The sequence below is a fragment of the Mangrovihabitans endophyticus genome (assembly GCF_014646155.1).
GTDB classification, from domain to species: domain Bacteria; phylum Actinomycetota; class Actinomycetes; order Mycobacteriales; family Micromonosporaceae; genus Actinoplanes; species Actinoplanes endophyticus.
On record NZ_BMMX01000001.1, the window covers coordinates 413,452 to 436,382 of the forward strand.

14 protein-coding genes and 1 pseudogene are annotated in these 22,931 nt (G+C 69.9%); 11 read left to right on the forward strand and 4 right to left on the reverse strand.

Annotated features, from left to right (window positions below; genetic code table 11):
• Window positions 1-2 precede the first annotated feature (2 nt).
• The 7 genes and pseudogenes from IEY73_RS01715 to IEY73_RS01745 all read left to right on the forward strand — a co-directional run bounded on the left by IEY73_RS01715 (window position 3) and on the right by IEY73_RS01745 (window position 14,886).
• Window positions 3-1,862, forward strand: a complete 1,860-nt coding sequence (locus IEY73_RS01715; protein ID WP_189077219.1) for an ABC transporter ATP-binding protein — start codon at window positions 3-5, stop codon at window positions 1,860-1,862.
• Window positions 1,859-3,640: an ATP-binding cassette domain-containing protein gene (locus IEY73_RS01720; protein WP_189077220.1), complete on the forward strand. Its 1,782-nt coding sequence runs from the start codon at window positions 1,859-1,861 to the stop codon at window positions 3,638-3,640. Before IEY73_RS01715 ends, IEY73_RS01720 begins: the two co-directional genes overlap by 4 nt.
• Entirely contained in the window at window positions 3,637-7,626 is a 3,990-nt protein-coding gene (locus tag IEY73_RS01725) for a non-ribosomal peptide synthetase (RefSeq protein WP_189077221.1), read from the forward strand. The genes IEY73_RS01720 and IEY73_RS01725 overlap by 4 nt, the downstream gene beginning before the upstream one ends.
• Window positions 7,623-7,703 (forward strand): annotated as a pseudogene (locus IEY73_RS01730) (MbtH family NRPS accessory protein); the annotation flags it as partial. The gene IEY73_RS01725 and the pseudogene IEY73_RS01730, both read left to right, overlap by 4 nt.
• Window positions 7,704-7,732: 29 nt before the next feature.
• The gene (locus IEY73_RS01735) at window positions 7,733-12,772 is read left to right on the forward strand and encodes a non-ribosomal peptide synthetase (RefSeq protein ID WP_189077223.1); all 5,040 of its coding nucleotides are present in this window, start codon (window positions 7,733-7,735) and stop codon (window positions 12,770-12,772) included.
• A 13-nt stretch (window positions 12,773-12,785) separates the two neighbouring features.
• Window positions 12,786-13,613 (forward strand): phytanoyl-CoA dioxygenase family protein, encoded by an 828-nt coding sequence (locus tag IEY73_RS01740; protein ID WP_189077224.1) that lies wholly within the window; start codon window positions 12,786-12,788, stop codon window positions 13,611-13,613.
• Window positions 13,614-13,734: 121 nt separating this feature from the next.
• Window positions 13,735-14,886 carry a nucleotidyltransferase family protein gene (locus IEY73_RS01745; protein WP_189077225.1) on the forward strand — a complete coding sequence of 384 codons (1,152 nt, stop codon included), beginning with the start codon at window positions 13,735-13,737 and terminating at the stop codon, window positions 14,884-14,886.
• 70 nt (window positions 14,887-14,956) lie between these two features.
• On the opposite strand, the gene IEY73_RS01750 is transcribed toward IEY73_RS01745, so the two are convergent.
• The 4 genes from IEY73_RS01750 to IEY73_RS01765 are packed head-to-tail and all read right to left on the reverse strand — an operon-like array spanning window position 14,957 to window position 18,476.
• Window positions 14,957-15,943 (reverse strand): class I SAM-dependent methyltransferase, encoded by a 987-nt coding sequence (locus IEY73_RS01750; protein WP_229715357.1) that lies wholly within the window; start codon window positions 15,941-15,943, stop codon window positions 14,957-14,959.
• 31 nt (window positions 15,944-15,974) lie between these two features.
• The gene (locus tag IEY73_RS01755; RefSeq protein ID WP_189077226.1) at window positions 15,975-16,208 is read right to left on the reverse strand and encodes a ferredoxin; all 234 of its coding nucleotides are present in this window, start codon (window positions 16,206-16,208) and stop codon (window positions 15,975-15,977) included.
• A gap of 38 nt (window positions 16,209-16,246) precedes the next feature.
• Window positions 16,247-17,470 (reverse strand): cytochrome P450, encoded by a 1,224-nt coding sequence (locus tag IEY73_RS01760; protein WP_189077227.1) that lies wholly within the window; start codon window positions 17,468-17,470, stop codon window positions 16,247-16,249.
• Complete coding sequence (locus IEY73_RS01765; RefSeq protein ID WP_189077228.1) at window positions 17,463-18,476, reverse strand: cytochrome P450; 1,014 nt, start codon at window positions 18,474-18,476, stop codon at window positions 17,463-17,465. Before IEY73_RS01765 ends, IEY73_RS01760 begins: the two co-directional genes overlap by 8 nt.
• 93 nt (window positions 18,477-18,569) lie before the next feature.
• Here IEY73_RS01765 and IEY73_RS01770 point away from each other — a divergent pair, with 93 nt between their 5' ends.
• The 4 genes from IEY73_RS01770 to IEY73_RS01785 all read left to right on the forward strand — a co-directional run bounded on the left by IEY73_RS01770 (window position 18,570) and on the right by IEY73_RS01785 (window position 22,853).
• Window positions 18,570-19,001, forward strand: a complete 432-nt coding sequence (locus tag IEY73_RS01770) for a hypothetical protein (RefSeq protein ID WP_189077229.1) — start codon at window positions 18,570-18,572, stop codon at window positions 18,999-19,001.
• Window positions 19,002-19,088: 87 nt separating this feature from the next.
• Window positions 19,089-20,033, forward strand: a complete 945-nt coding sequence (locus tag IEY73_RS01775; protein WP_189077230.1) for an ATP-binding cassette domain-containing protein — start codon at window positions 19,089-19,091, stop codon at window positions 20,031-20,033.
• On the forward strand, window positions 20,030-20,824 hold the full coding sequence (locus IEY73_RS01780; RefSeq protein ID WP_189077231.1) for an ABC transporter: 795 nt from the start codon (window positions 20,030-20,032) through the stop codon (window positions 20,822-20,824). The genes IEY73_RS01775 and IEY73_RS01780 overlap by 4 nt, the downstream gene beginning before the upstream one ends.
• Before the next feature lie 262 nt (window positions 20,825-21,086).
• Entirely contained in the window at window positions 21,087-22,853 is a 1,767-nt protein-coding gene (locus IEY73_RS01785; protein ID WP_189077232.1) for a glycosyl hydrolase family 95 catalytic domain-containing protein, read from the forward strand.
• Window positions 22,854-22,931: the final 78 nt, after the last annotated feature.

The window sequence follows — 22,931 nt, forward strand, 5'->3', positions numbered from 1 at the left end:
CGATGACCCGATGGCGAATCGTGGGACGGCAACGCCTCCAACTGCTGAAGCTGCTCCGCTGGGCAGGGCGCCCGGCGCTGAGTGGGCTGCTGCTGGCTCACCTGGCGGCTGCCCTGGCGCCGGCGGCCACCGCGCTGGTTACAGGTTGGCTGCTCACCCGGGCCCTCCAATCGAGGTCGGCCGGCGAAATGCTGCCTCACCTGGTCTTCGTGGCGGTCGTGGTGTTGGTGGGCCAGTGCACGGAGTTCCTCCGCGAGCCGCTCGACATTCTCGCGGCCCGCAGAATCGACGGCCGGCTGCGCTCCGAGGTGCGCCGTCGGGTGGCCGAGCCACCGGGCATCGCCCACCTCGACGAAGCCGGCTACACCATGGACGTGGCCCGGGTGTCAGAGCTCGGTGGCTGGCGCACCCGCACCCCCGGCACCGGTGCCGTCGGCCAGCTCATCCTCCTGGGGCGGCTGGCCGGAGCCATCGGCTGCGCCGCGGTGCTGGTCCGGTTCGAGCCCTGGCTGGGTATCGCGCTGCTGGCCGCCACCCTGCTGATGCGGTCCGTCATCCGGCGGCAATGGGTTCGCCTGGGCACCATTTGGGACGCCCGGGCCGGAGACCGGAACCGGATGGAGTACTGGTCGGACACGCTCACCGGGTCGGCGGCGGCCAAGGAGGTGCGCCTGTTCGGCCTCGGCGGCTGGCTCAACGCCCGGCATCGAGCGCAGTCCGAGGAATGGCTGGGCGAGATCTGGCGGGAGCGGCGCGGCATCCTGCGCCGGCAGTGGGTCACGTTCGCCCTCGCCGGGGCGGCGGGCTTCGCGGCGCTGTACGCCCCCGGCACGGCCATGGCGGACGGTGACCTGACGTCGGGAAATCTGGTGACGATGATCCTCGCTGCGTGGGGGGTCTTCGCTGCGGGCGTCATGGGCCATGAGGCGTTCGACATCGAATACGCCACGGGGGCCCTGCAGGCGTTGGGGCGAATGCGCAGGCACGGGCACGCCACCGCAGCGCAGGACACCGGGAACCGGTCGGCCCCCGAAACGGCCCCGCACGTCAGCTTCCAGGGAATCGGGTTTTCCTATCCGGGGTCCGAGCGCAAGGTGCTCGACGGCCTGGACCTGGAGATCCGCCCCGGCGAGGTGCTGGCCGTCGTGGGGCGCAACGGCGCGGGGAAGACCACCCTGCTGAAGGTCCTCGCCGGATTGCAGCAGCCGACGAAGGGGCGGGTGAGTATCGACGGAACCGACCTGGACCGGATCGACATCACGTCGTGGCGAAGCCGCATCTCCGCGGTCTTCCAGGACTTCGTGCACTATCCGCTCACGGTCCGAGAGAACATCGCACTCGGCGCGCCGGAGGCTGAGGCCACCGACGAGACCGTCATGGCCGCGGCCGAGGCTGCGGATGCCGGTGATCTGATCGACCGGCTTCCCCGGGGGCTGGACACGCTGCTCACCCGCGAACACCGGGGCGGTGTCGATGTCTCCGGCGGGCAGTGGCAGAAGATCGCCATCGCCCGCGCGATGTTCGCGGTGGCCCACGGCCGCAGACTGCTCATCCTCGATGAACCTACCGCCCATCTCGATGTCAAGGCCGAGATGGCCTTCTACGAACAGGTGATCGCGACCGTCACGGGTGTGAGCGTCGTGGTGATCTCACACCGGCTGTCCACCGTGCGCAGGGCCGACCGGATCCTGCTGCTGACCGGGGGGCGAGTCACCGAGGCGGGCAACCACGTCGAGCTCATGAACCTGGGCGGCGACTACGCGAGGCTGTACCGGCTCCAGGCCGACCGCTTCGGCGGCGGCCTGACGGCCGGCGCGGCGACGACCGTGGCGACGGCGCATACCGAGGGAGCAGAGGCATGAGGACCGATTCCAGCGTGGTGCTCGCCATGCTCCGCATCGCATATCGGGCCGACGCCAAGGCCACCACCACCGTGCTGGTATTGGCGTTCATCAACGCCGTTGCCGTGGCCGCCACCGGCCTCAGCGTGCGCAACCTGTCCAACGCCGCAGGGCTCGGCGCTGAGCGGCGCATCCTGCTGGCGGCCGCGATCGGCGCCCTCGCCTACGCCCTGATCGCCTCGGCCCAGCGCGTGCAGCACAACCTGCAGGTCGACCTGACCGAGCGGGTCGACCTCGTTCTGTGCCAGCGGCTGAACGCGATGACCGCCGGCGCCCCGACCCTCGAGCATCTCGAACGCACCGATTTTCTGGACCGGTTGAGCCAGATCCGGTCGAGCACGGAGACCCTCGCGGGCGCCTGCTGGGGAGCGATCAGCGGTGCGTCGTCTCTGCTGAGCCTCGGGCTGAGCGCGTGGCTGCTGGCCGGCGTGCACCCGGTGCTGTGCGCGTTGGTACTGCTCGCTGTCCCACCGTTGTATTTCTCCCGCCGGGCGTCGGCGCTGCTGGCCCGTGCCCGGGACGAGAGCGCCGAGGGCGAGCGCCGCGAACGACGCCTTCATCGACTCTGCACCTCGCCGGGGGCGGCCAAGGAACTGCGGATCAGCGGCAGCGATCAGGACGTGGACAGGCGCGCGTCCGACTACTGGGACGGCGTCACCGTGCGGCTCGTGCGGGCGATGCGTGCCGCGTCGCTCTGGCAGATCGCGGGCTGGGCCGGCTTCGCCGTGGGCTATCTGGCCGCCTTGGCCTTCGTTGCCGACGAGGTGAGCCAGGGCCGGGGCACCCCTGGTGACCTGCTGATGGTGGCCAGCCTTTCGGCATACCTGCGCACGCAGCTCTCCACCACGGTCACCGGCCTGTCCCAGCTTGCTGAAGGGCGCCACACCATCCGCCATCTCCGTTGGCTCCAGGCACACACTCGGCAGCAGGCGCATCGCGGCACCACGCCGGCGCCGGAGCGGCTCACCGACGGCATCCGGCTGAGCGGGGTGACTTTCACCTATCCCGGTACGGACCAGCCCGTGTTGCGCAACGTGGATCTGCACCTGCCGGCGGGCTCCACGGTGGCGGTCGTCGGCATCAACGGCGCGGGCAAGACGACCCTGGTGAAGCTGCTCACCGGGATGTACGAACCGGCGCAAGGCGACGTCCTGGTCGACGGCGTACCACTGCGCGAGATGCGTCTGGAGGACTGGCGTGCCCGAACGACCGCCGCCTTCCAGGACTTCTTCACGCTGGAGGGCAGAGTCCTGCACACCGTCGGCGTCGGCGACGTGCCGCGCGTCGACGACGCCGCCGCGGTGGGGGCAGCGGTGGAGGCGGCACAGGCAGGGGAGGTGGTGGAGCGACTGCCGCACGGGCTCGACGCGATGCTCGGCCGGACCTTCGGCGGGCCCGAACTGTCCCACGGCCAATGGCAGAAGCTGGCGCTGAGCCGCGCGCTGATGCGGACCGGGCCACTGCTGGCCGTGCTGGACGAGCCGACCGCCGCCCTCGACCCCCAGGTCGAGCACGAGCTTTACGCGCAGTTCACCGGACCCGGCCGACCGGCGAACAGCAGCGTCGGCGGCATCACCCTGCTGGTCTCTCATCGATTCTCGACGGTCCGTACTGCGGACCTCATCGTCGTGCTCGACCGAGGCCGCGTGGCGGAGCTGGGCACACACGACGAACTCAGCCGTGGGCAGGGCCGGTACGCCGAGCTCTACGCCGCCCAGAGCATGGCGTACGCGCCGTGATCCCCCTGTCGCACGCGCAGCAGCGACTGTGGTTCCTCGATCGGCTGCACGGATTCGACCCGACCTATCATCTGCCCGTCCTCCTGCGGCTGCGGGGTCCGCTGGACCGTGGCGCGTTGCGTGCCGCGCTCGGTGACGTTGTCGCCCGGCACGAGTCGCTGCGCACCGCCTTCCCCGACACGGAGGGGGTGCCGCACCAGCACGTGCTGCCCGCCGCGGCGGAGGTCCCGAGGTTGACGGTGACCGCCTGCGCGGCGGCGGAGCTTGATGCGCGCATCCAGGCCGCCGCTTCGGCACCGTTCTCGCTGGCGCAGGAGCCACCCCTGCGGGCTGACCTCTTCGTGTGCCCGCAGGACGAGGCCGTGCTGCTGCTGACGCTGCACCACATCATCGCGGACGGCTGGTCGATCGAGGTGCTGCTGCGCGACCTGGCGACGGCGTACCGCTGCCGCAGCAGCGGCCGCGGCGCGCCCGGCTGGCCGGAGCTGCCGGTGCAGTATGCCGACTACACGCTCTGGCAGCGAGAGCTGCTCGGCGACCCGGCTGAACCGGGAACCGTGTCCGGTCGCCAGCTCTCCTACTGGCGCGATGCCCTCGCCGGCGGCCCCACCGCGCTGCCGCTTCCCGGCGCCCGCCCTGGGCCCACCGCCGCGGGGCGCCGCGGAGCGGGCGTTGCGATCGACTGGAACGCCGCCCGGCACCGGCGGGTGCTCGGCCTCGCCCGGCAGCAGAACTGCACGGTGTTCATGGTGGTACAGGCGGCGCTGTGCGGACTGCTGTCCAGGATGGGCGCGGGCGATGACATCCCGCTGGGCTCGGTCACGGCCGGGCGCACCGACCCGGCACTCGACGACCTCGTGGGCTTCTTCGTCAACACGCTCGTGCTGCGCACCGACCTGTCCGGCGATCCCACCTTCACCGAGTTGCTCATGCGTGTCCGGGACGTGGACCTGCAGGCGTACGCGCACCAGGACCTGCCCTTCGATCTGCTGGTGGAAGAGCTCAAGCCGCCGCGTTCTCCCGACGGCAACCCGTTCTTCCAGATCATGCTCGCCTTCGAGACGCGCGCCGAGCAGAGGCTGGACTTCGGTGCGGTCATCGTCGAACAGTCTGTTGTCGACGTTCCGGCGGCGAAGGCGGATGTCAACCTGCAGCTCGTCGAGTTCGTCGGTGCCGACGGCGCTCCCCGGGGGATCTCGGGAATGCTCGAATACGCCACCGGTCTCTTGTATGCCGAAACGGCCCGGATGCTGGCCGACCGGCTGTCCCGCTTTCTCGACGCGGCCGTCGCGACGCCCGGCCGACCGATCAGCGAGCTTCCGCTTCTCACCGTCGAGGAGCGCGAGCAGGTTCTGCATACCTGGAACGACACGGGTCGGCATCTGCCCGCCACGACCCTGCCGGCGGCCTTCCGCGCACAGGCCGCCCGTACTCCGCACGCCACCGCCCTGGTGTCGGGCCGGGGCACGTTGACGTACGCAGAGGTGGACCGGCAGACCGACAACCTGGCCAGGGGATTACGCGGGCTGGGGGCAGGCCCGGGGAGCATCGTCGCCGTCGCCCTGCCGCGCTCGGCCGATCTGGCTCTGTCGCTGCTCGCAGCGGTGAAGGCCGGCAGCGCCTACCTGCCGCTCGATCCCGGCAACCCGGACGAGCGGATCCGGATGATGCTGCTGGAGGTCCGGCCGGTGTGTGTGCTCGGCGAACCGGAGCTGCGCGCGCGCCTGGACGACGGCGAGACGCGTGTGGTCACGCCCGGCGAACTGGCGACCGATGCCATGACGGGGGATGCCGATCCGCTCGGGACGGTTCCGGCTCCGCGGCCGGAGCACCCCGCGTACGTCATCTACACCTCCGGCTCCACCGGGCGCCCCAAGGGCGTAATCGTCTCCCACGCCGCGATCAACAACAGGCTCCGCTGGATGCAGGCGGCCTACCCATTGGCCGCCGACGACCGCGTCCTGCAGAAGACCCCCAGCGGATTCGACGTGTCCGTGTGGGAGTTCTTCTGGCCGATGCAGGTGGGAGCCGCGCTGGTCGTGGCCGAACCGGACGAGCACCGGGACCCGGCGACGCTGGCCCGCACCATCGTGACGCAGCGCGTGACGACCATCCACTTCGTACCGTCGATGCTGAACCTGTTCCTCAGCGAGCCCACCGCCGCCCGCTGCGGCGGCCTACGCCGCGTCTTCTGCAGCGGCGAAGCCCTGCCCCGCGACACGGTCCGCGCCTTTCATCGGATTCTGCCCGGGGGCACCCTGACCAATCTGTACGGGCCGACCGAAGCGGCCGTCGACGTCACCTTCCACGACTGCGTACCGGGCGAGCAGGGTCCCGTGCCGATCGGCCGCCCGGTCTGGAACACGCAGGTGCGGGTACTGGACGACCGGCTGGCCCCGTGCCCCCCTGGACCGGTGGGGGAGCTGTACCTCGCCGGTGTGCAGCTCGCCGACGGCTACCTGGGCGCCGCGGCGCTGACCTCGATGCGCTTCGTGGCCGACCCCTACGGTCCTCCCGGTAGCCGGATGTACCGGACCGGCGACCGTGTCCGCTGGACGTCCGACGGTGAGCTGGTCTACCTCGGCAGGACCGACGACCAGGTCAAGCTGCGTGGCCAGCGCATCGAACCGGGCGAGGTCGAGGCCGCTCTGATGGCCCGACCGGCGGTGGGCCGCGCCTGTGTCGTCGTGCGCGAGGACACCCCGGGAGACCAGCGGCTGGTCGCCTACGTCACGCCGGCCGCCGCGCAGGCCCCCGTCGAGCCCCGGACACTGCTCACGGGCCTCGCCGACGTGTTACCCGCACATCTGGTCCCGGCCGCCGTCGTGGTCTTGAACACCCTGCCGCTCAGCCCGAACGGCAAGCTCGACCGTCGCGCGCTGCCCGCGCCGACGGCCGACGTGGCGCAGGGCCGGGAACCACACTCGTGCATGGAACGGGCCCTGGTGCGGCTGTACGCGGAGTTGTTGGACGCGCCCGGCGTAGGGGTTGAGGATGATTTCTTCCGGCTGGGCGGGCACTCGATGCTTGCGGTCCGGCTGACCCAGCGCATCCGCACCGAACTTGCCGTGACCGTGCCCGTACAAGGCATCTTCCGCCATCCGACTCCGGCCGCGCTGGCGCGGCATCTGGTGCGGGCCGAGACGGCGGAGAAGGCCTTCCGCCCGGTCCTGGAGCTGCGCGCCGAAGGGGCGGGCGAACCCGTGTTCTTCGTCCATCCCGGCACCGGCCTGAGCTGGTGCTACTTCCGGATCCTGGATGAGCTGGCGCCGGGCCGGCCGATTTATGGGCTGCAGGCCCGTGGTTTCGCCGAGGCGGTGAGGGGTGACGCGCTGCCGGTGCCGCCCCGGACTGTCCTTGAGATGGCCGCGGACTACCTGGCCCAGGTGCGCGAGATTCAGCCGGAAGGCCCGTATCGCCTGGCCGGCTGGTCCTTCGGCGGCCTCGTCGCCCATCGCATGGCGACGGCGCTGGAGCGCGAGGGGGACCGGGTGGCCTCGCTGGTGGTCCTCGACGGCTACCCGGAGCCGCCCGGACAGCAGATCGCGGGTCGACTGCTCGGGGAGGCGCTGCACAACCTACTCGGCGTCGCGCCGTCCGGTGCGGCCTGTGCCGCGGGGGATCCGGCCGGGCTCGCCGACCCCGTTCTGGACGAGGTACGCCACCGTTTCCCGCCGCTCGCCGACGCGGACGACCATGTGATCCGCGCGGCCCTGCGGATCGGCATGAACAACCTCAGGCTGCAGTACGAGTTCGTACCCGAACTGCTGCGCAGCGACATGACCCTGGTGACCGCCCAGGCGAGCGACCCGTCGGCCTGGCGGCCGTTGGTGGCCGGCCGGCTGACGGTGCGGCACGTCGACGCCGGGCATCACGACCTTTTCAGCAATGCCGCTGACGACACCGGACGGTTGCTCGCCGAGATCATTCCGGGCGTCCACGCCGCCGGCCACGGTTGTCAGGAGAGGGGAGGGAGGGTGCCGTGAGCAACCCGTTCGACGACGATGACGCGCAGTTCCACGTGCTGGTGAACGACGAGGGTCAGCATTCGCTGTGGCCGGCCGTGCCGATGGAGGGGCCGGAGGACACGGAGTGACGCAGCAGAGCATCGAGCCGCCACCGCACTTGGTGCAGTTCGAGGAACACACGGCACGGGCCCCGAAGGACATCGCCGTAGTCTGCGACGGGGGCGCCCTCACCTACGGCGAACTCAACTCCCGGGCCAACCGTCTGGCCAGGCTGCTGATCCGGCGCGGGGCGCGCCCCGAGGCCCTGATCGGACTGCGGCTGTCGCGCACGCCCGACCTGTTGGTCGCCGTGCTGGCGGTCGGCAAGACCGGAGCGGCCTACGTCCCCTTCGATTCCACTCATCCGGCACGACGAAGCGCCCTGATCCTCGAGGACACCAAGCCGGTGCTGATGCTGACAGCGGCGGGCGCGGCGGTCCCCGACTGGATCACGGTGCCGCACCTGTCGGTCGGCAGTCCGGAGACCGTCGCCGCCATGAGCACAGTGGCAGACACCGACATCGAAGCGGGTGAGCTGCCGGGCGTCAGGCACTCGGCGCATCCCGCCTATGTGCTGCACACGTCCGGGTCCACCGGGCAGCCGAAGGGCGTCGTGGTCACCTACGCGGCCCTGGCCAATCTCCTGATCGACTTCCACCGGCGGCTCGCTGTCCGTCCGGCCGACCGGCTGCTCGCCGTCACCACCCTCGGCTTTGACATCGCGGGGCTGGAATTCCTCCTTCCCTTGGTGAGCGGCGCGACCGTCGTGCTCGCCGCTGAGGCGCAGCAGCGTGACCCGGCGCGCCTCGCGGCCCTGATCCAGCGGGCCGGGATCACGATCATGCAGGCCACGCCATCCCTGTGGGAGCTCCTGCTGGACACGTCGGCGGTAGATCTCTCGCGGGTGCGCGCCGTGGTGGGCGGCGAGGCGCTGTCGGCCTCGCTAGCCGAGCGGATGCGCGCGGCAGGGGCCGTGGTGACCAACGCGTACGGGCCTACCGAAACGACCATCTGGTCCACGGCGTACACCCTCGACGGCAGGGAGCGCAAAGGCGCGCCCCCCATCGGGACGCCTTTGCGCGAAACCACCGTCCATGTGCTGGACGACCGGCTGAGGCCGAGTCCGGACGGGGCCGTGGGCGAGCTTTACATCACCGGATCCGGGGTGGCCCGCGGCTACCTCAACCGCCCCGGGATGACGGCTGCCCGGTTCGTGGCGAACCCGTTCGGGCCACCGGGTGATCGGATGTACCGCACCGGCGATCGGGTCCGCCGAGCGGCCGACGGCTTCATGGAGTTCGTGGGCCGGGTCGATCACCAGGTGAAGATCCGCGGCCATCGGGTGGAGCTCGGTGAGATCGAGGCGGCCGCCGAGGAGTTGCCGGGCGTCGCCCGCGCGGTCGTCGTCCTGCGCGAAAACCGGTCGGGGCACAAGCAGCTCACCGCCTACGTGGTGCCGCTCGCCGGCGTCGAGCCGGATTCCCGTCGCCTACGCGGGCTGCTTGCCGAGCGGCTCCCACAGCACATGGTTCCGCACACGGTGCTGCTGCTCCACAGCCTGCCACAGACCCCGAACGGCAAGGTGGACCGCGCCGCCCTCCCCGCTCCCGAAACGGCGGTACGAGCGGGCACGGTAGCGCCCGGGTCCGCCGCGGAGGAGAGGTTGTGCGGCCTGTTCGCTGAACTGCTCGGCGTGCCGAGGGTCGGAGCCGCGGACGACTTTTTCGCGCTCGGCGGCGATTCCCTGCTGGCGATCCGCCTGATCGGCCGGATCCGCGACGAGTTCGGTGACGAACTGGACGTGCGCGAGCTCTTCGAAGCGCCCACCGTCCGCGAGGTGGCCGGCCGACTGCGTCAATCGACGGCTTCCCGATCCGGTCCGATACGCATCGAGCGTCCGGCGCGGCTCCCCCTGTCCTCGGCACAGCGCCGGTTGTGGTTCCTCAACCGGCTGGAAGGGCATGCCGCCAGCTACAACGTTCCGATGCGCCTGCGGCTGCACGGCGCTCTCGACCGGCCGGCACTGGACGCGGCGCTGGCCGATCTCGTCGCCCGGCACGAGCCGCTGCGAACCAGATACCGTGAAGCCTCCGGTGAACCGTGGCAGGAGATCGTGCCGCCCGCCGACGCCCGGCCCGCGCTGTTCGTGACCGCGTGCGCGAGCAGCGCCGAAGCCGCGCAGATCGCCGGCCAGTTCTTCGCGGAAGGCTTCGAGCTCGGCACGGACCTTCCGCTGCGCGCCCGGCTGCTCCGCATCGGCCCGAGGGAGCATGAGCTGCTGCTGGTGGTCCACCACATCTCCTTCGACGGCCTGTCCACCGTCCCGCTGACCAGGGATCTCCTCGCCGCATATGACGCCCGTCGGAGGGGCGCGGCATCCCCGTTCGGTGAGCTGCCGCTCCAGTACGCGGACTATGCCCTGTGGCAGCAGCGGCTGCTGGACCATCCGGAGGCACCTGCCAGCCCGGCCGGGGCTTCCCTGCGCTACTGGCGTGCTCTGCTGGAGGGAGCACCCGCGGAGCTCGAGCTGCCGTTCGACCGGCCACGCCCGGCCCGAGCCTCCTTTCGCGGGGAGACCGTCACCATCGAGGCGGACAACCGGCTGCACCACGAGTTGGCCGAGCTCGCCGGAGAGACCGGGGCGAGCCTTTACATGGCCTTCCAGGCCCTGCTCGGCGCCCTGCTGACCCGGCTGGGAGCGGGCACCGACCTGCCGATCGGATGCCCCGTCGCCGGACGCGACGATCCGGCGTTCGACGACCTGGTGGGCTTCTTCGTCAACACGCTGGTGTTGCGCACCGACACCTCCGGCGATCCCAGCCTGCGCACGCTGCTCGCGCGGGTGCGTGACCTCGACCTTGCGGCCCTCGCGCATCGTGACGTGCCGTTCGAACTGGTCGTCGAGGCGATCGGACCGGCCCGTTCGCTGGCCCGGCACCCGTTGTTCCAGGTCCTGCTGGTGTCACAGGGTGTCGCTGCGCCCGCGTACGAGCTTGGCGATCTGCGTGTGGAACGAGCGGAGGAGTCCAACGGCACCGCCAAGTTCGACCTCTCGTTCAGCTACACGGAGCGCCGGACGCCGGACCGGAAGCCGGCGGGTCTGGACATCACCATCGAGTATGCGACCGCGCTGTTCGACCGCCCCACCGTTGAGCGGATCGGCGGGTATCTCCGGCAGCTCATGCGGTCCGCCCTGAGGCACCCCGACACACGGCTCAGCCGACTGGACATGATCCCTGCGCAGGAACTGCGCGACTTGCTCGAGGGCTGCAACGACACGGCGGCCGCCGTGGGTTCCACGAGCCTGCCGGACCTGCTGGACTTGCAGGCCGGACGCACGCCGGACGTCGTCGCCGTGCGCCACGAGGACCAGTCCCTGACCTATGCGCAGCTCGGTGCACTCGCCAACCGGATGGCGCGCCTACTGATCAGGCGCGGTGCGGGGCCTGAATCGGTGGTGGCGATCCGGGCGCCGCGCTCGCTCGACCTGATCGTGGCCACGATTGCGGTGATCAAGACCGGGGCGGCCTATCTGCCGCTGGATCCCGGCTATCCGGTGGAGCGGATCGCGTACCTGATCCGCGACAGCCGGCCCGTCTGCGTGCTCACCACCACGGCGATGGCGGCCGGAACGCCCGGAGACAGTCCCCAGCTCGTCATCGACAGTCCCGAGACCAGCAAACTGCTGGATTCTCTGCCGGATACCGTTCTCACCGACGACGAGCGCCTGCAGCCGGTGCGCCCCGAGCACCCCGTCTATGTGCTCTACACGTCCGGGTCAACCGGGCGGCCCAAGGGGGTGTTGCTGCCCTCGCGGGCGATGGTCAACCTGCTGGCATGGCACGCCCAGACCATGACGGGTGGGGTGGGCCGAACCACAGCTCAGTTCGCGAACCTCAGCTTCGACGCCGCCGCGCAGGAGATCCTGTCGGCGCTGACGACGGGCAAGACGCTCGCCGTGCCCCTCGACGATTGCCGGAAGGACTCCGAACAGTTCGTCCAGTGGCTCCACCGAATGCGGGTGAACGAACTGTTCGCTCCCACACCGGTCGTGGAGACCCTGGCCGAAGCCGCCGACCGGCTCGGCTTGGAACTGCCGGACCTGACCGATGTCGCCCAGGCAGGGGAGGCTCTCAGGCTCAGCCCCGTGCTGCGCCGGTTTTTCGCACCGGGCAGGGGACGGCGGCTGTACAACTACTACGGCCCCACCGAGACACATGTCGTCACCGGTTGCGTCGTGCCCGATGACTGCCTGACGAGCGGCGACAGCGCGCCCATCGGGCCGCCGATCTGGAACACCAGAGCGTACGTCCTGGACCCGGCGCTGACTCCCGTGCCGCGCGGTGTCGCCGGCGAACTGTATCTGGCCGGCGACCAGCTCGGCCGCGGCTATCTGAACCGCCGCGACCTTACGGCGGAGCGATTCGTCGCGAACCCGTTCGGGCCGCCCGGTGATCGGATGTACCGGACGGGCGACCTGGTGCGCAGGCGCCCCGACGGCTCGCTGCACTTCCTCGATCGCACCGATTTTCAGGTGAAACTGCGCGGATTCCGTGTCGAGCCGGGGGAGGTGGAAGCGGTGTTGGCGGAACATCCGGAGGTCATGCGGGCCATCGCACTGATCCGTGAGGACCGCCCCGGGGACAAGCGCCTGGTGGCCTACGTGGTTGGTGGGACGAGCGGCGTACCGCACCCGGCCGCCTTGCGGCAGTTCGCGGCCCGACGGCTTCCCGACTACATGGTGCCGGCGGCCGTGGTGGTGCTGCCGGAGATACCGCTCACCCCGAACGGCAAGGTGGACCGGCCGGCACTGCCCGCGCCTGTGTACGCGGCCGAGGCAGACGGCCCCGCCCCGGCGAACGCGCGGGAGGTCGCCCTGTGCCGGTTGTTCGCCGACGTCCTGGGTGTGCCACGAGTCGGCCTCGCCGACGACTTCTTCGGGCTCGGCGGCCATTCCCTGCTGGCTACCCGCCTGATCAGCCGGATCCGCGCCGAGCTGCATTGCGAGCTGGACATCCGCGATTTCTTCGACGACGCCACGGTGCGTGGGATCGCGGCCCGCCTGAACCCCACCGTCACCGAGCGACTCGCCTTGCGTCGGATGCGCGCCCCGGAAAGCAAATGAGGAGGGACCACGAATGAGCTCTGCCCCCGGCACCGCACTGAGCGAGCTGGCCAGCGCCTATGAGCGCGATGGTTGGTGCCCACTCCCGTACCGCTTGAGCACGTCCGCGGTCGCGCTGCTGCGTGATCGCGTCGGAGCGATCTGCCGGCAGGCCAGGCCGGAGGTGATCTGGGAGAAGGGTGGCAAAGCTGTCCGCGCCATCCACGGCTGTCACCGCTTCGACGAGGTGTGCGCGGCGCTGACCCGCCATCCGCGGCTCGTGGCCCTCGCGGAGAGCTTCCTCGGCGGACCGGTGTACGTCTACCAGTTCAAGGTCAACCTCAAGCAGGCCCGTGAGGGGGCTGCCTGGCCCTGGCATCAGGACTTCGCCTTCTGGAAACGGGAGGACGGCATGCCGCAGCCGGATGCGGTGAACATCGCGTTTTCGCTGGACACGGTCCATGAAGGCAACGGACCGCTGACCGTCATTCCCGGCTCGCATCACCTGGGTCTGCAGGACATGTACGCCGATGGCGACGCTGCCCAGCGCTCCGACTGGCAGCGGCATGTCTCGGCAGACCTCGCCTATACGGTCGCCGCGGAGCGCGCGGGAAAGCTGGCGGATGAACTAGGCACGCAACTGATCACCGGTCCGGCCGGCTCGATTCACGCCTTTCACCCGAACATCGTCCATTCCTCGACCAACAACGAGTCCGCGGACCGGCGAGCTCTGCTGCTCATCACGTACAACGCGGTGCGCAACAGCCCGCCGGCGCCGACTCGTCCCGATTTTCTGGTGGACCGCAATACCGCGCCGATTGTCGCGCACGAAGACCACCGTCTCGAACTGTGCCCGTCATGACAATGGGGAGCCGCGCCGCGATTCCAGGAGACCATGGCGTACCTTCCCGGCCGGTCATCCGCCTCGGGGTTCTGATCCGACCCGCCACGGACCACGGCACCATCACCAAGGAGATTCAGAAATGCAGCAAGCGTACGAGGAACAGCAGAGGGTCTGGCGGGTCCTCGAGTCGATTGCGGTCACCGACTATTCGGATTCCTGGTTCGAGCAGGCAGTCCATCTTGTGAAAGGACTGGAAGCCGTGGATCTGCTGATCGTGCTGGCGGCCAGGCACAAGATGGTGCCGGCACTGGCGCAGTTCTACCGCAGCGCCGCGCTGACCTCGACCCTGCCGGTAGGTCTGCGCGATATGCTGTCCGGCTCGCTCGCCTGGAACCAGTACAAGGTCGCAGAGCTGCGCGACGAGAGCATCGACATCGCCGGCCGGTTCGCGGAGCGGGGCGTCCGGGCAGCGTTCAACAAAGGAATAACGCTGCAACACTCCCTCTACGGCGGGCGAGGCGTCCGCAGCTTCGCAGACATCGATGTCATGGTGCACCCCGACGACGCGGCCGCGGTCCGTGAGGCGCTGCAGAGCCTCGGCTACATGGCGGACCACCAGTATGACCCTGATAGCGGGGGACTTGCCCCGCTACCTCGGCAAACCGTCCTCATGTACCGGCTCTACCCGGATCATCTCCCGCACTTGCTCCGCATCGATGCGGACTCCGGTATCCCCGTCTTCGTGGCCGATGTGGCGATGAGTCTCACCTGGCACGGCAGCGCCTGGCAACTCCCGATGGATGAAGTGATGGGAAGCGTCCGGAAGACCCCGGTCGGGCCGGAGGCACGGCACCTGCTTCCCACGCTGGGAGACGATTACGCGTTCCTCTTCGTCGTGCTACACCTCTTCCGCGAGGGCTGGTTCGAACGCACCATAGTCGAGGGTGGGCTGCGGATCTCCCAGTTCGCCGATGTCTGGCGGTACTGGCGGCATTGGGGCCGGGAGCATGCCGAACAGTTGCGCACTCTCATCCGGCGCAACGGGCTGATGCCGCCCGTCGCCTGGGTCACCCACCATGTTGATGGCTTGTACGGCAGCACTATGACCGCCGACCTCGATCTGGACGCCTTCTGCGCGCCGGAATGGCTCCACAGCGCGGGCGGCAGCAACGGCGGCTATCTCGCCTGGGACGGCGACATGCGCAGCCGGCTGTTCGGCAAGGACCCGGTCGCTCTGGCGCCCGCTGACGAGCCGCCGCACGGCGCACGGGCACGCGGCCGGGTCGGGTGACCGGTCGGCCGACCGCGGCGGCAACGCTGCGGCCGACGGTCACCATGCCGTGCCGGGGGCGGCGATCGGATCAGCGGAGTTTGCGGCCGATACCGATCACCGCGGTGCGGGGCACCGTGCATCGCCACTGTCCATCGGGCTGTGGCTGCACCCGCAGCCCGGGTGTCATGGGCTCCTGAAAGATGCGCCGGGCACGCTCGATGACTACCCGGTCGGCCTGATCGCCGAAGGCGTGGGCGATGCTCACCAGGCCATACATGTCGAGCAGGTAGCGCCCGAGGCTCAGCTCCGCCGCGTCGGCGGTGTCGGCGACCGCGACATAGGGATCCGGCATGTCGGCGACCTCGTACGATTCGAAGCCCGCCTTGGCCAGGTAGCCGAGAATCTCCTCCCGGGTGAAGTGCGCGAAGCGGTGCCCGGTCAGCGAGTTGGGGTCGACGAACTCGCTGAACCAGGTGTCCATGGCGGATCCGACCAGGAAGTCGTGCAGCACCAGCGTGCCACCCGGCCGCAGCACCCGGTAGGCATCGCGGACGACGTTCACCCGGTCCTCCGGGTCGATGTGGTGCGCCCCGTAGGCGATCAACACGCCGTCCACCGAGTCGTCCCGGGCGAGCAACCGGTCCGCCCGCTGCAGCAGCGCGGGCATCCCCGCGTCCCACGCCGCCTGCACCATGTACGGCGACACGTCGCAGGTGAGGATGTTCAGGTCGGTCCGGCCGAGCGCCGTGGCGACCCGGCGTACCAGGCCGTCGCCGCCGAGCACGTCGAGGACCACCTTGGTCCCCGGCTCGGCTCCGGCGGTGAGATGGTCGAGCAGCGTGGCGATGCCCGTGGACCGCGCCATGAGGATCTGGGCCTGCGCCCGCAGGTACGACTCGCCGCGCCCGCCTTGCGGCATCTCGCCGAAGTCGTCCCCGGCGAGCCGCTCGGTGTCGCGTAACGACGCGTACCAGGCGCGCGCGCGATCCGGGTCGATCCGCGCGATGAGGTCGGGGTGATGTCGTCGGAGCCGCCCCAGGGCGCCGGACGGGTCGAGGTCGATGCCGGTTGTCACGAGGGTCTTCCTCCCTGCTCTGCGGAGTCGATCAGCGGGCCGGTGCCAGGACCGCACCGTCGGGGATGCGCTGTACGCGGATCGCCTCCACCGGACACGAGTTCGCCGCGTCCAGGAGGGCGTCGTCGGGAGCGACTCGCTCCGCCAGGGGACGTGAGACCCCCGAGTCGTCGAGCGCGAAATATTCGGGAGCGCTGCTGGTGCACATGCCCGAGCCGATGCAGGTAGCCCGGTCGACGCTCAGCCGCCATTCAGCCTCGTTCACGACTCACCGTGCCTTCGGGTCGGAGAGGGGATCCACGGTCATGTCCATCGGACGTCAACGGGCAGCGCGCGCACGCCGAGGTTGACCCTCGGCGCCCGGTACTGCAGCGGGGCACTACGGTCGACCGAGACCTCCGCGCATCGCTGGAACAGCGTCATCAGCGCGATCTGGCTGACCATCCGGGCCAGCGGAGCGCCGAGACAGAAGTGCATGCCGTGCCCGAAGCCGAGGTGCCTGTTCGGTGTGCGGCGAATGTCGAAGCGCCAGGGCTCGGGGAATTGAGCCTCGTCCATGTTGGCGGATGCGGTCCAGACGATCACTGCGCGGTTCGCCGGGATGGTCTGGCCGCCGATGGTCACCTCGCGAGTGGTCAGCCGCAGTGTGCGCGGCAGCGGCCCGCGGTAGCGGAACACCTCCTCGATCGCACCCGGCAGCAGGGACGGATCGGCGCGCAGTTCGGCGGCGACAGCGGGCTGCTCGTCCAGGCAGAGCACCGCGTTGCTGAGTAGCATCGCCGTGGTGCCGTGCCCGGCCAGCAGGAGGACGGCCGCCAGACTGGTGATGTCGTCGTCGGTGAGTCGTTCGCCGTCCACCTCGGCGTCCACCAGGCGACTGATCAGGTCGTCGCCGGGGTCGGCGCGGCAGCGTGCGATGCGTTCGTGCAGGTACGTCTCCATTTCCTGCAACTGGGCGGCGAGGGGATCGTCGGCGCCGCGGTCCTGCCCGGAATCCGGGGACAGCAGCACTTCGGCCCAGCCCTGGAAGGCCCGGCGGTCGTCCGGTGGTACGCCGAGCAGCTCGCAGAGAACGATCATGGGCAGCGGGTGCGCCAGCGATTTCAGGAGATCGAAGTTTTCCGCGCCGGCCACCTGGTCGAACAGATCCGCGGTGATGCGGCGGATCCGCGGCTCCAGGCGGGTCACGAGGCGGGCGGTGAAGGCCTGGTTCACCAGCGCGCGGTACCGGCGATGGGTGGGCCGGTCCATGGTGAAGAAGCTGGCTCGGGTGAGCCGTTCGAGCACCGGACTGGGCGCCACGTCGATGCCCGCCGCGCGTCGTGCGCCGCGCAGGTCGCCGGAGAAGGACTCCCCGTCGACCAGGACCTGCTGGGCGTCGGCGTAGCGGAACACCTGCCAGGCGTCATATTGCGGCAGATGGTCGACGGGGCGGCTGCCGCGCATGCCGTCCAGCCAGGCGTACAACTCGTTGACCGGCGGGTCGGCGGAGACGGCGCGGACGGGGATGGTGGGAGTGTCATCCATCGCGGGTCACTTCCTGGAGTTCGGTGGCGCGTCCCGCGGCAGGCGAGAAGCTGATGGGCAATGCGGTGAGGAAGCGGAAGTTGATGCTGTCCAGCCACGGCGGGTTCTCGTCGAGCAACCGCCACTGCCGGGTGCGAGCCAGCAGCGTGCCTATGGCCGCCTCGATTTCCACAAGGGAGAGCGCCGCGCCGAGGCAGTAGTGGATGCCGTGTCCGAACGAGAGGTGGTCGCCCGCGCGGCGAGTGACCAGCAGGCTGTCCGGGTCGGAATAGTGCCGGGGGTCGCGGTTTCCGGCGCCGAGCACCAGCGTGACGGAGTCGCCGCGCCGGATCCGATGGCCGCCGTACTCCAGGTCGGCGAGGGCGATGCGCGTGGTGAACTGGACGGAGCTGTCATAGCGCAGGAACTCGTGCACCGCGCCGGGGAGGAGTTCCGGCTGGTCGCGCAGCAGATCGGCCTGGTCGGGATGGGCCATGAGCGCCAACACCGCGTTGCCGATCAGATGGGTGGTCGTGGCCTGGCCCGCGTCGATGAGGAGCAGGAGATTGGCGATGATCTCGTCGTCGGTGAATGCGGCTCCGGCCTTCCGCGCGGCCATCAGTTGCTCCAGCAGATCACCGTCGGCGCCGGCCCGGCGCTGCGCCAATCCCTGCTGGAAGACGGCGCGCAGGCTCTCGATGCGGCCGTGCTCCGCGGTGGACTGGGTGAAGAACTCGTGCAACAGCCCGCGCCAGTCGTCCAATAGATGGCGTGCGTCGGCAGGCACACCGGCGAGCAGGGCTATGACGTCGCGGCTCAGCGGCCGCGCGTAGTCGGCGATGACGTCCATCTCGCCGGCGTCGGCGAGCCGGTTCAGCAGGGCGGTCGCGATGCCTTGGATCGCGGGCCGCATCTGCCGGACGAACCGGGGCGTCAGCACCGGTTTCATCATGCCCCGCAGCCGTTCGTGGCGTGGCGGCTCGTTGAACAGCATCATGTCCGACAGCGCTTCGGCCAAGGGTTTCATGTCCGACTTGGAAGCCGCCGGGAGCTGTTCGTAGAATTCGCTGATCCGGGCGCCGGAGAGTCGGTTGTCCCGTGACAAATCGACGATTTCGCGATGGCCGAGAACGATCCAGCTCCGCAGCAGCGGATCCCAGTGAATAGGGCCTCCTGCGCGCAGCCGAGCATAAACGCCATACGTATCGCCAGCCCATTCTCGGCGCATTATGTCGAGCAGGCTGTTCGTATCACGATGGGTCATGCGGGCTGTCTCCCGTCCTCTTCGCTGTGCCGGCGCAACGTCCTCGGCGATTTCGAAGGGTTCTGGAGATGTTGTATAGCAACCGTCGTGAGTGATGTCTACGAGCGTTCTCAGATTCCGGCGGCACCGGTCATCGACATTGAGTTACTGGTGCCGGTGTTTGAGCCTCGGCTTAATGACCGGCAGGCCTATTACGGGCCGGTGTTAGGTTTCGGGAGGTTCGAAATCCGGAAGGCGGGGCTCTCGCCCGGTGGGACTGGCGCGGCATGCACCCCTGACGAAAGTTAGAGACGGTCTGCGACCTTCGGCGGTCCTCGCCGGATCAGGCCGCTTCTAGCATGGCATGCGGCGCTCGATCGAAAAACGGGGGCATCGATGATCGCATTGAGGCAGCTCACGAAGCGGTACGGCGATCGTTTGGCCGTCGACGACCTCACCGTGGATATCGCTCCGGGACGGGTGACCGGCTTTCTGGGTCCCAACGGCGCAGGCAAGTCCACCACCATGCGAATGATCATGGGGCTGGACCATCCCACCGCGGGGACGGCGACCATCGGCGGACTGGAATACCACCGGTTTCGTCATCCCCTGCGGGAGGTGGGGGCGCTCTTGGACGCGAAGGCGTTGCACCCCGGCCGCAGCGCGCGCAACCATCTGCTGGCGATGGCCCGCAGCAATGGCATCCCGGCCCGGCGGGTGGACGAAGTGCTGGGGATCGTCGGATTGTCGGAGGTGGCCCGCCAGCGAGCCGGTGCCTACTCCCTCGGGATGGGGCAGCGACTCGGGATCGCCGGAGCGCTTCTCGGCGATCCCGGAACATTGATCTTCGACGAGCCGGTGAACGGTCTCGACCCGGACGGCGTGCGCTGGGTGCGCGGGCTCGCCCGCTCGCTGGCCGGTGAGGGCCGGACGGTCTTCGTCTCCAGTCATCTGATGAGCGAGATGCAGCTTACTGCTGATCACCTGGTGGTGATCGGGCGTGGCCGGCTGATCACCGACGCGCCGATCGTGGAGGTTCTCAGCGGGAGCTCGCCGGCCACGGTGCGGATCCGCGTACCGGACACCGACGAGCGCTCGGACCTGGCCGGACGGTTGCGTGTGGCGGGGTTCCCGGCGGAGCCGGTCCCACCGGACGGGTTACTCGTGCGCGGCGCGACCCTGAGCCAGGTCGGCGATCTGGCCCACGCCGCCGGGGCGCGGCTCCACGAACTGGCGTCCGCGGACCCGTCTCTCGAAGAGGCGTACATGAGGCTCACCGGGGACAGCGTGGAGTACCGCGTGCCCACGCAACGCCACCCGGCACCGGAGGAAGCGGGATGAGCGCGTCCGATGCGCCCCGCCGGGGCGGCGGTGGTTTCGCCGGTGCGGTGGCGAGCGAGTGGACGAAGGCGATCACCGTGCGCTCCACCTGGGCGTGCCTGGCCTCCGCTGTCGTCCTCGTCGGACTGTACGTCGTGATCATCGGGGTTTCCCTGCGCTCGCCGGCGCCGGGCGCGGACGCCCCGGCCGAGGTGGTGCCCTCGACGGTAGCGGCGGGCGGACTCATGATCATGGGCCAGTTCGCCCTCATCACGCTGGCGACGCTGGCGATCGCCGGTGAGTACTCCACCGGCAGCATCCGCAACACGCTGCAGTGCGTGCCGGTTCGCGGCCGGATGCTGCTGGCCAAGAGCGCGATGGTCATGCCGATTCTCTTCTCCGCCGGCGTTCTTCTGGGCCTGGCCGGCAGTCTCGCGGCGGACGCGGCGCTGGGTACGGTGGCGGCGCCGCAGAGCGGGCCGGAGAGGCTGACCGCCGCGCTGGCCATGGGCGCCTACCTGGCGCTGACCGCCGTGCTGGTCATCGGAATCGGCGCCATGGTGCGCAGCGTTGCCGGAACACTGACGGTTGGTTTCGTGCTCATTTTGATTCTGCCGATGGCCTTGCAGTCGGCCAGCGTCCACCTGCTCCAGACGGTCGGCGCCTATTTCCCGGGCAGTGCCGGAATGGCGCTGATGGGAATCGCAGAGGACCAGCCCTATCCAGCCGCAACCGGATTACTGGTGCTCTTGGGCTGGGCGTTGCTCGGCCTGCTCGGTGGCATGACGCTGCTGAACCGCCGGGACGCGTGAAATCCGGCTCTGCGGCATTTCTCTTCTGACGAAGGGCGAACAGATGATGCCTGTCAGCAGGCGTGGGCTGCTGCGCACGGCGGTGGGAACGGGCGCGGCGGCGGTGTACGCCGCTGCCACGAGCGATACTTCCCGGGCAGATCCCGGTGCGTCGCCCGATCCGTACGAGTCCGCGGTGCGTGATGCCCGGCTGACCTGGACGGCGCCACCCGTATCGGGCCCCGGCAGTCCCTGTTTGGGTAATGGGTCTGTCGTTTCCCGGGTGTACACGGAACCGGGCCGTTCGGAGCTGTCGTTCGCGCTGGGACCGGCGGACCAGGTGCGGCATGGGCGGGCGCCGGTCCTGCGGCTGCGACCGCCCGGGGCGCTGAGCGCCCTGACGGTGGTCCTCGATCCCTGGGACGCGGAGGCGACTTTCGCGATGACCACCGCAGAGGGCCGGACGGAGCTCACTGCGCTCGTCCAGCGGTCACTCGGCGTGCTGATGATTTCCTGGTCCGGCGACGCGGGACCCACCGGCTGGTCAGCGGAGCGGCCGGGCACGGGCGAGACGGCCCTGGACTGCCGTGAGATGCGGGCGGACGGCCGAACGCTGCTGCTCGTGGCGACCCACCCGCAAGCGTTGGCCGACGCCGCGGCCGAATCCGCCACGGCCCTCATCGACGCCCATCGGGGGTGGTGGCATCGCTTCTACCGGCAGAGTTTCGTCCGGCTGACGGACCGCGCTGTGCAGCGATTCCATTGGCTCCAACAGTATGCCGCAGCCGCGACGACACCACCCGGGATCCTCCCGGCGGGGCGTTTCCCGCAGTTGCTCATCGGCACCGGCCACCTCGACCTGGGCCCGCGTGGGGAGCCGGGAACGTCAATCATGGCCGGTAACCCGCTGGCCGCCGGGATGCCGGGGGTGGGGTCGAAGGCGGGCCGGGCCGAGCACCCGGTCGCGGCGTGGGGTCTGCACCGGCTGTGGTCGATCTGGCAGCACGGCGGCGACCCGGGGGTCGTCGAGAACCTGCTCTACCCGGGTCTGAAGCGGGCGGTTGAGCTCTATGCCGGTTTCCTGAGGCCGGGACCTGATGGGCACCTGCACCTGCCGCTGACCCATTCGCCCGGGTGGGGGGATGTGGCGGACTGCTCACACGATCTCGCGGCGTTGCGGTGGTCGCTGCGAACCCTGCTCTCGCTGCCGACGTCGTCCGAACGAGACGCGGCGGCTCGATCCCGCTGGGGGAGTCTGATGGAGCGGCTCGTCCCGCTTCATCGCGATGGCGGCGGAGTCATGGTCGGCGCGGGCGTGCCGCTCACCCGGCCGGTCGCCGACCCCGCGCACCTCGCGGCGATCTACCCGTACCGGGAGAGCAACTGGCTGGAGCCCGCCGACCGGGAGCTCATGCGCCGCGACGTCGGCCGGTGGGCCGCCCGGCGCGATGGCTGGACGGCCGCCTCTCACGCGGCAGCCGCCGCGCTGTTCGCCACGACGCGGGACGGGGAGGCGGCGGCGGACTGCCTCGCGCACCTGCTCGACGCCGCGGACTCCACCCTCGCGGCCGGCGCCTCGGACCACGATGCGGGCGTGGTCGATCAGGATGCTTGGTGCACGGCCGGACAGGCCCTGCTCGACATGCTCGTCCAGGGCGACCGAGGCGTCGTGGACGTCTTTCCCGCGATTCCGGCGCGCTGGCCGGACCTGACGGTTGCGGGATTGCGCGCGCCGGGACGCCTCATGATCGACGCCGTCCGGGCGGACGGACGTACCGGTGCGGTCCGGGTGCGTGGCACCCCGGGTCGAGAGGTGATTCTGCGGCACGGCATCTCCGGTACGGTGCTTGTCCACGACGGTGCCGGCCGGACTCTGCCGGTGGCGGCCCGGAACGAACGCACTGTGGTTCTGCGGTTGCCCGCGAGCGGTGTCGCGGTCGTCGCGGATCGTCGGATCCGCGGGGCGAATTTCGTGCCGTCGGCGCGGAATCGGCCGTCTGAGTCGTTGGCCGAGGAGTTCAGCGCCGCTGGGGAATGCGCTACTCCATGATGACTGCGGGATTGGTGACAATGGGCTTCTTCGTTCTTGCTCGGAGCCACGCCTGGTCCACGATGGCGTGGTGTGTCC

Excerpts from the sequence above, each read along its gene's own strand:
- IEY73_RS01715 (WP_189077219.1), top strand. The coding sequence starts at position 3 with ATGACCCGATGGCGAATCGTGGGACGGCAACGCCTCCAACTGCTGAAG.
- IEY73_RS01720 (WP_189077220.1), top strand. The coding sequence starts at position 1,859 with ATGAGGACCGATTCCAGCGTGGTGCTCGCCATGCTCCGCATCGCATAT.
- IEY73_RS01740 (WP_189077224.1), top strand. The coding sequence starts at position 12,786 with ATGAGCTCTGCCCCCGGCACCGCACTGAGCGAGCTGGCCAGCGCCTAT.
- IEY73_RS01745 (WP_189077225.1), top strand. The coding sequence starts at position 13,735 with ATGCAGCAAGCGTACGAGGAACAGCAGAGGGTCTGGCGGGTCCTCGAG.
- IEY73_RS01760 (WP_189077227.1), bottom strand. The coding sequence starts at position 17,470 with ATGGATGACACTCCCACCATCCCCGTCCGCGCCGTCTCCGCCGACCCG.
- IEY73_RS01765 (WP_189077228.1), bottom strand. The coding sequence starts at position 18,476 with ATGAAACCCTTGGCCGAAGCGCTGTCGGACATGATGCTGTTCAACGAG.
- IEY73_RS01770 (WP_189077229.1), top strand. The coding sequence starts at position 18,570 with ATGGCCGAGAACGATCCAGCTCCGCAGCAGCGGATCCCAGTGAATAGG.
- IEY73_RS01775 (WP_189077230.1), top strand. The coding sequence starts at position 19,089 with ATGATCGCATTGAGGCAGCTCACGAAGCGGTACGGCGATCGTTTGGCC.
- IEY73_RS01780 (WP_189077231.1), top strand. The coding sequence starts at position 20,030 with ATGAGCGCGTCCGATGCGCCCCGCCGGGGCGGCGGTGGTTTCGCCGGT.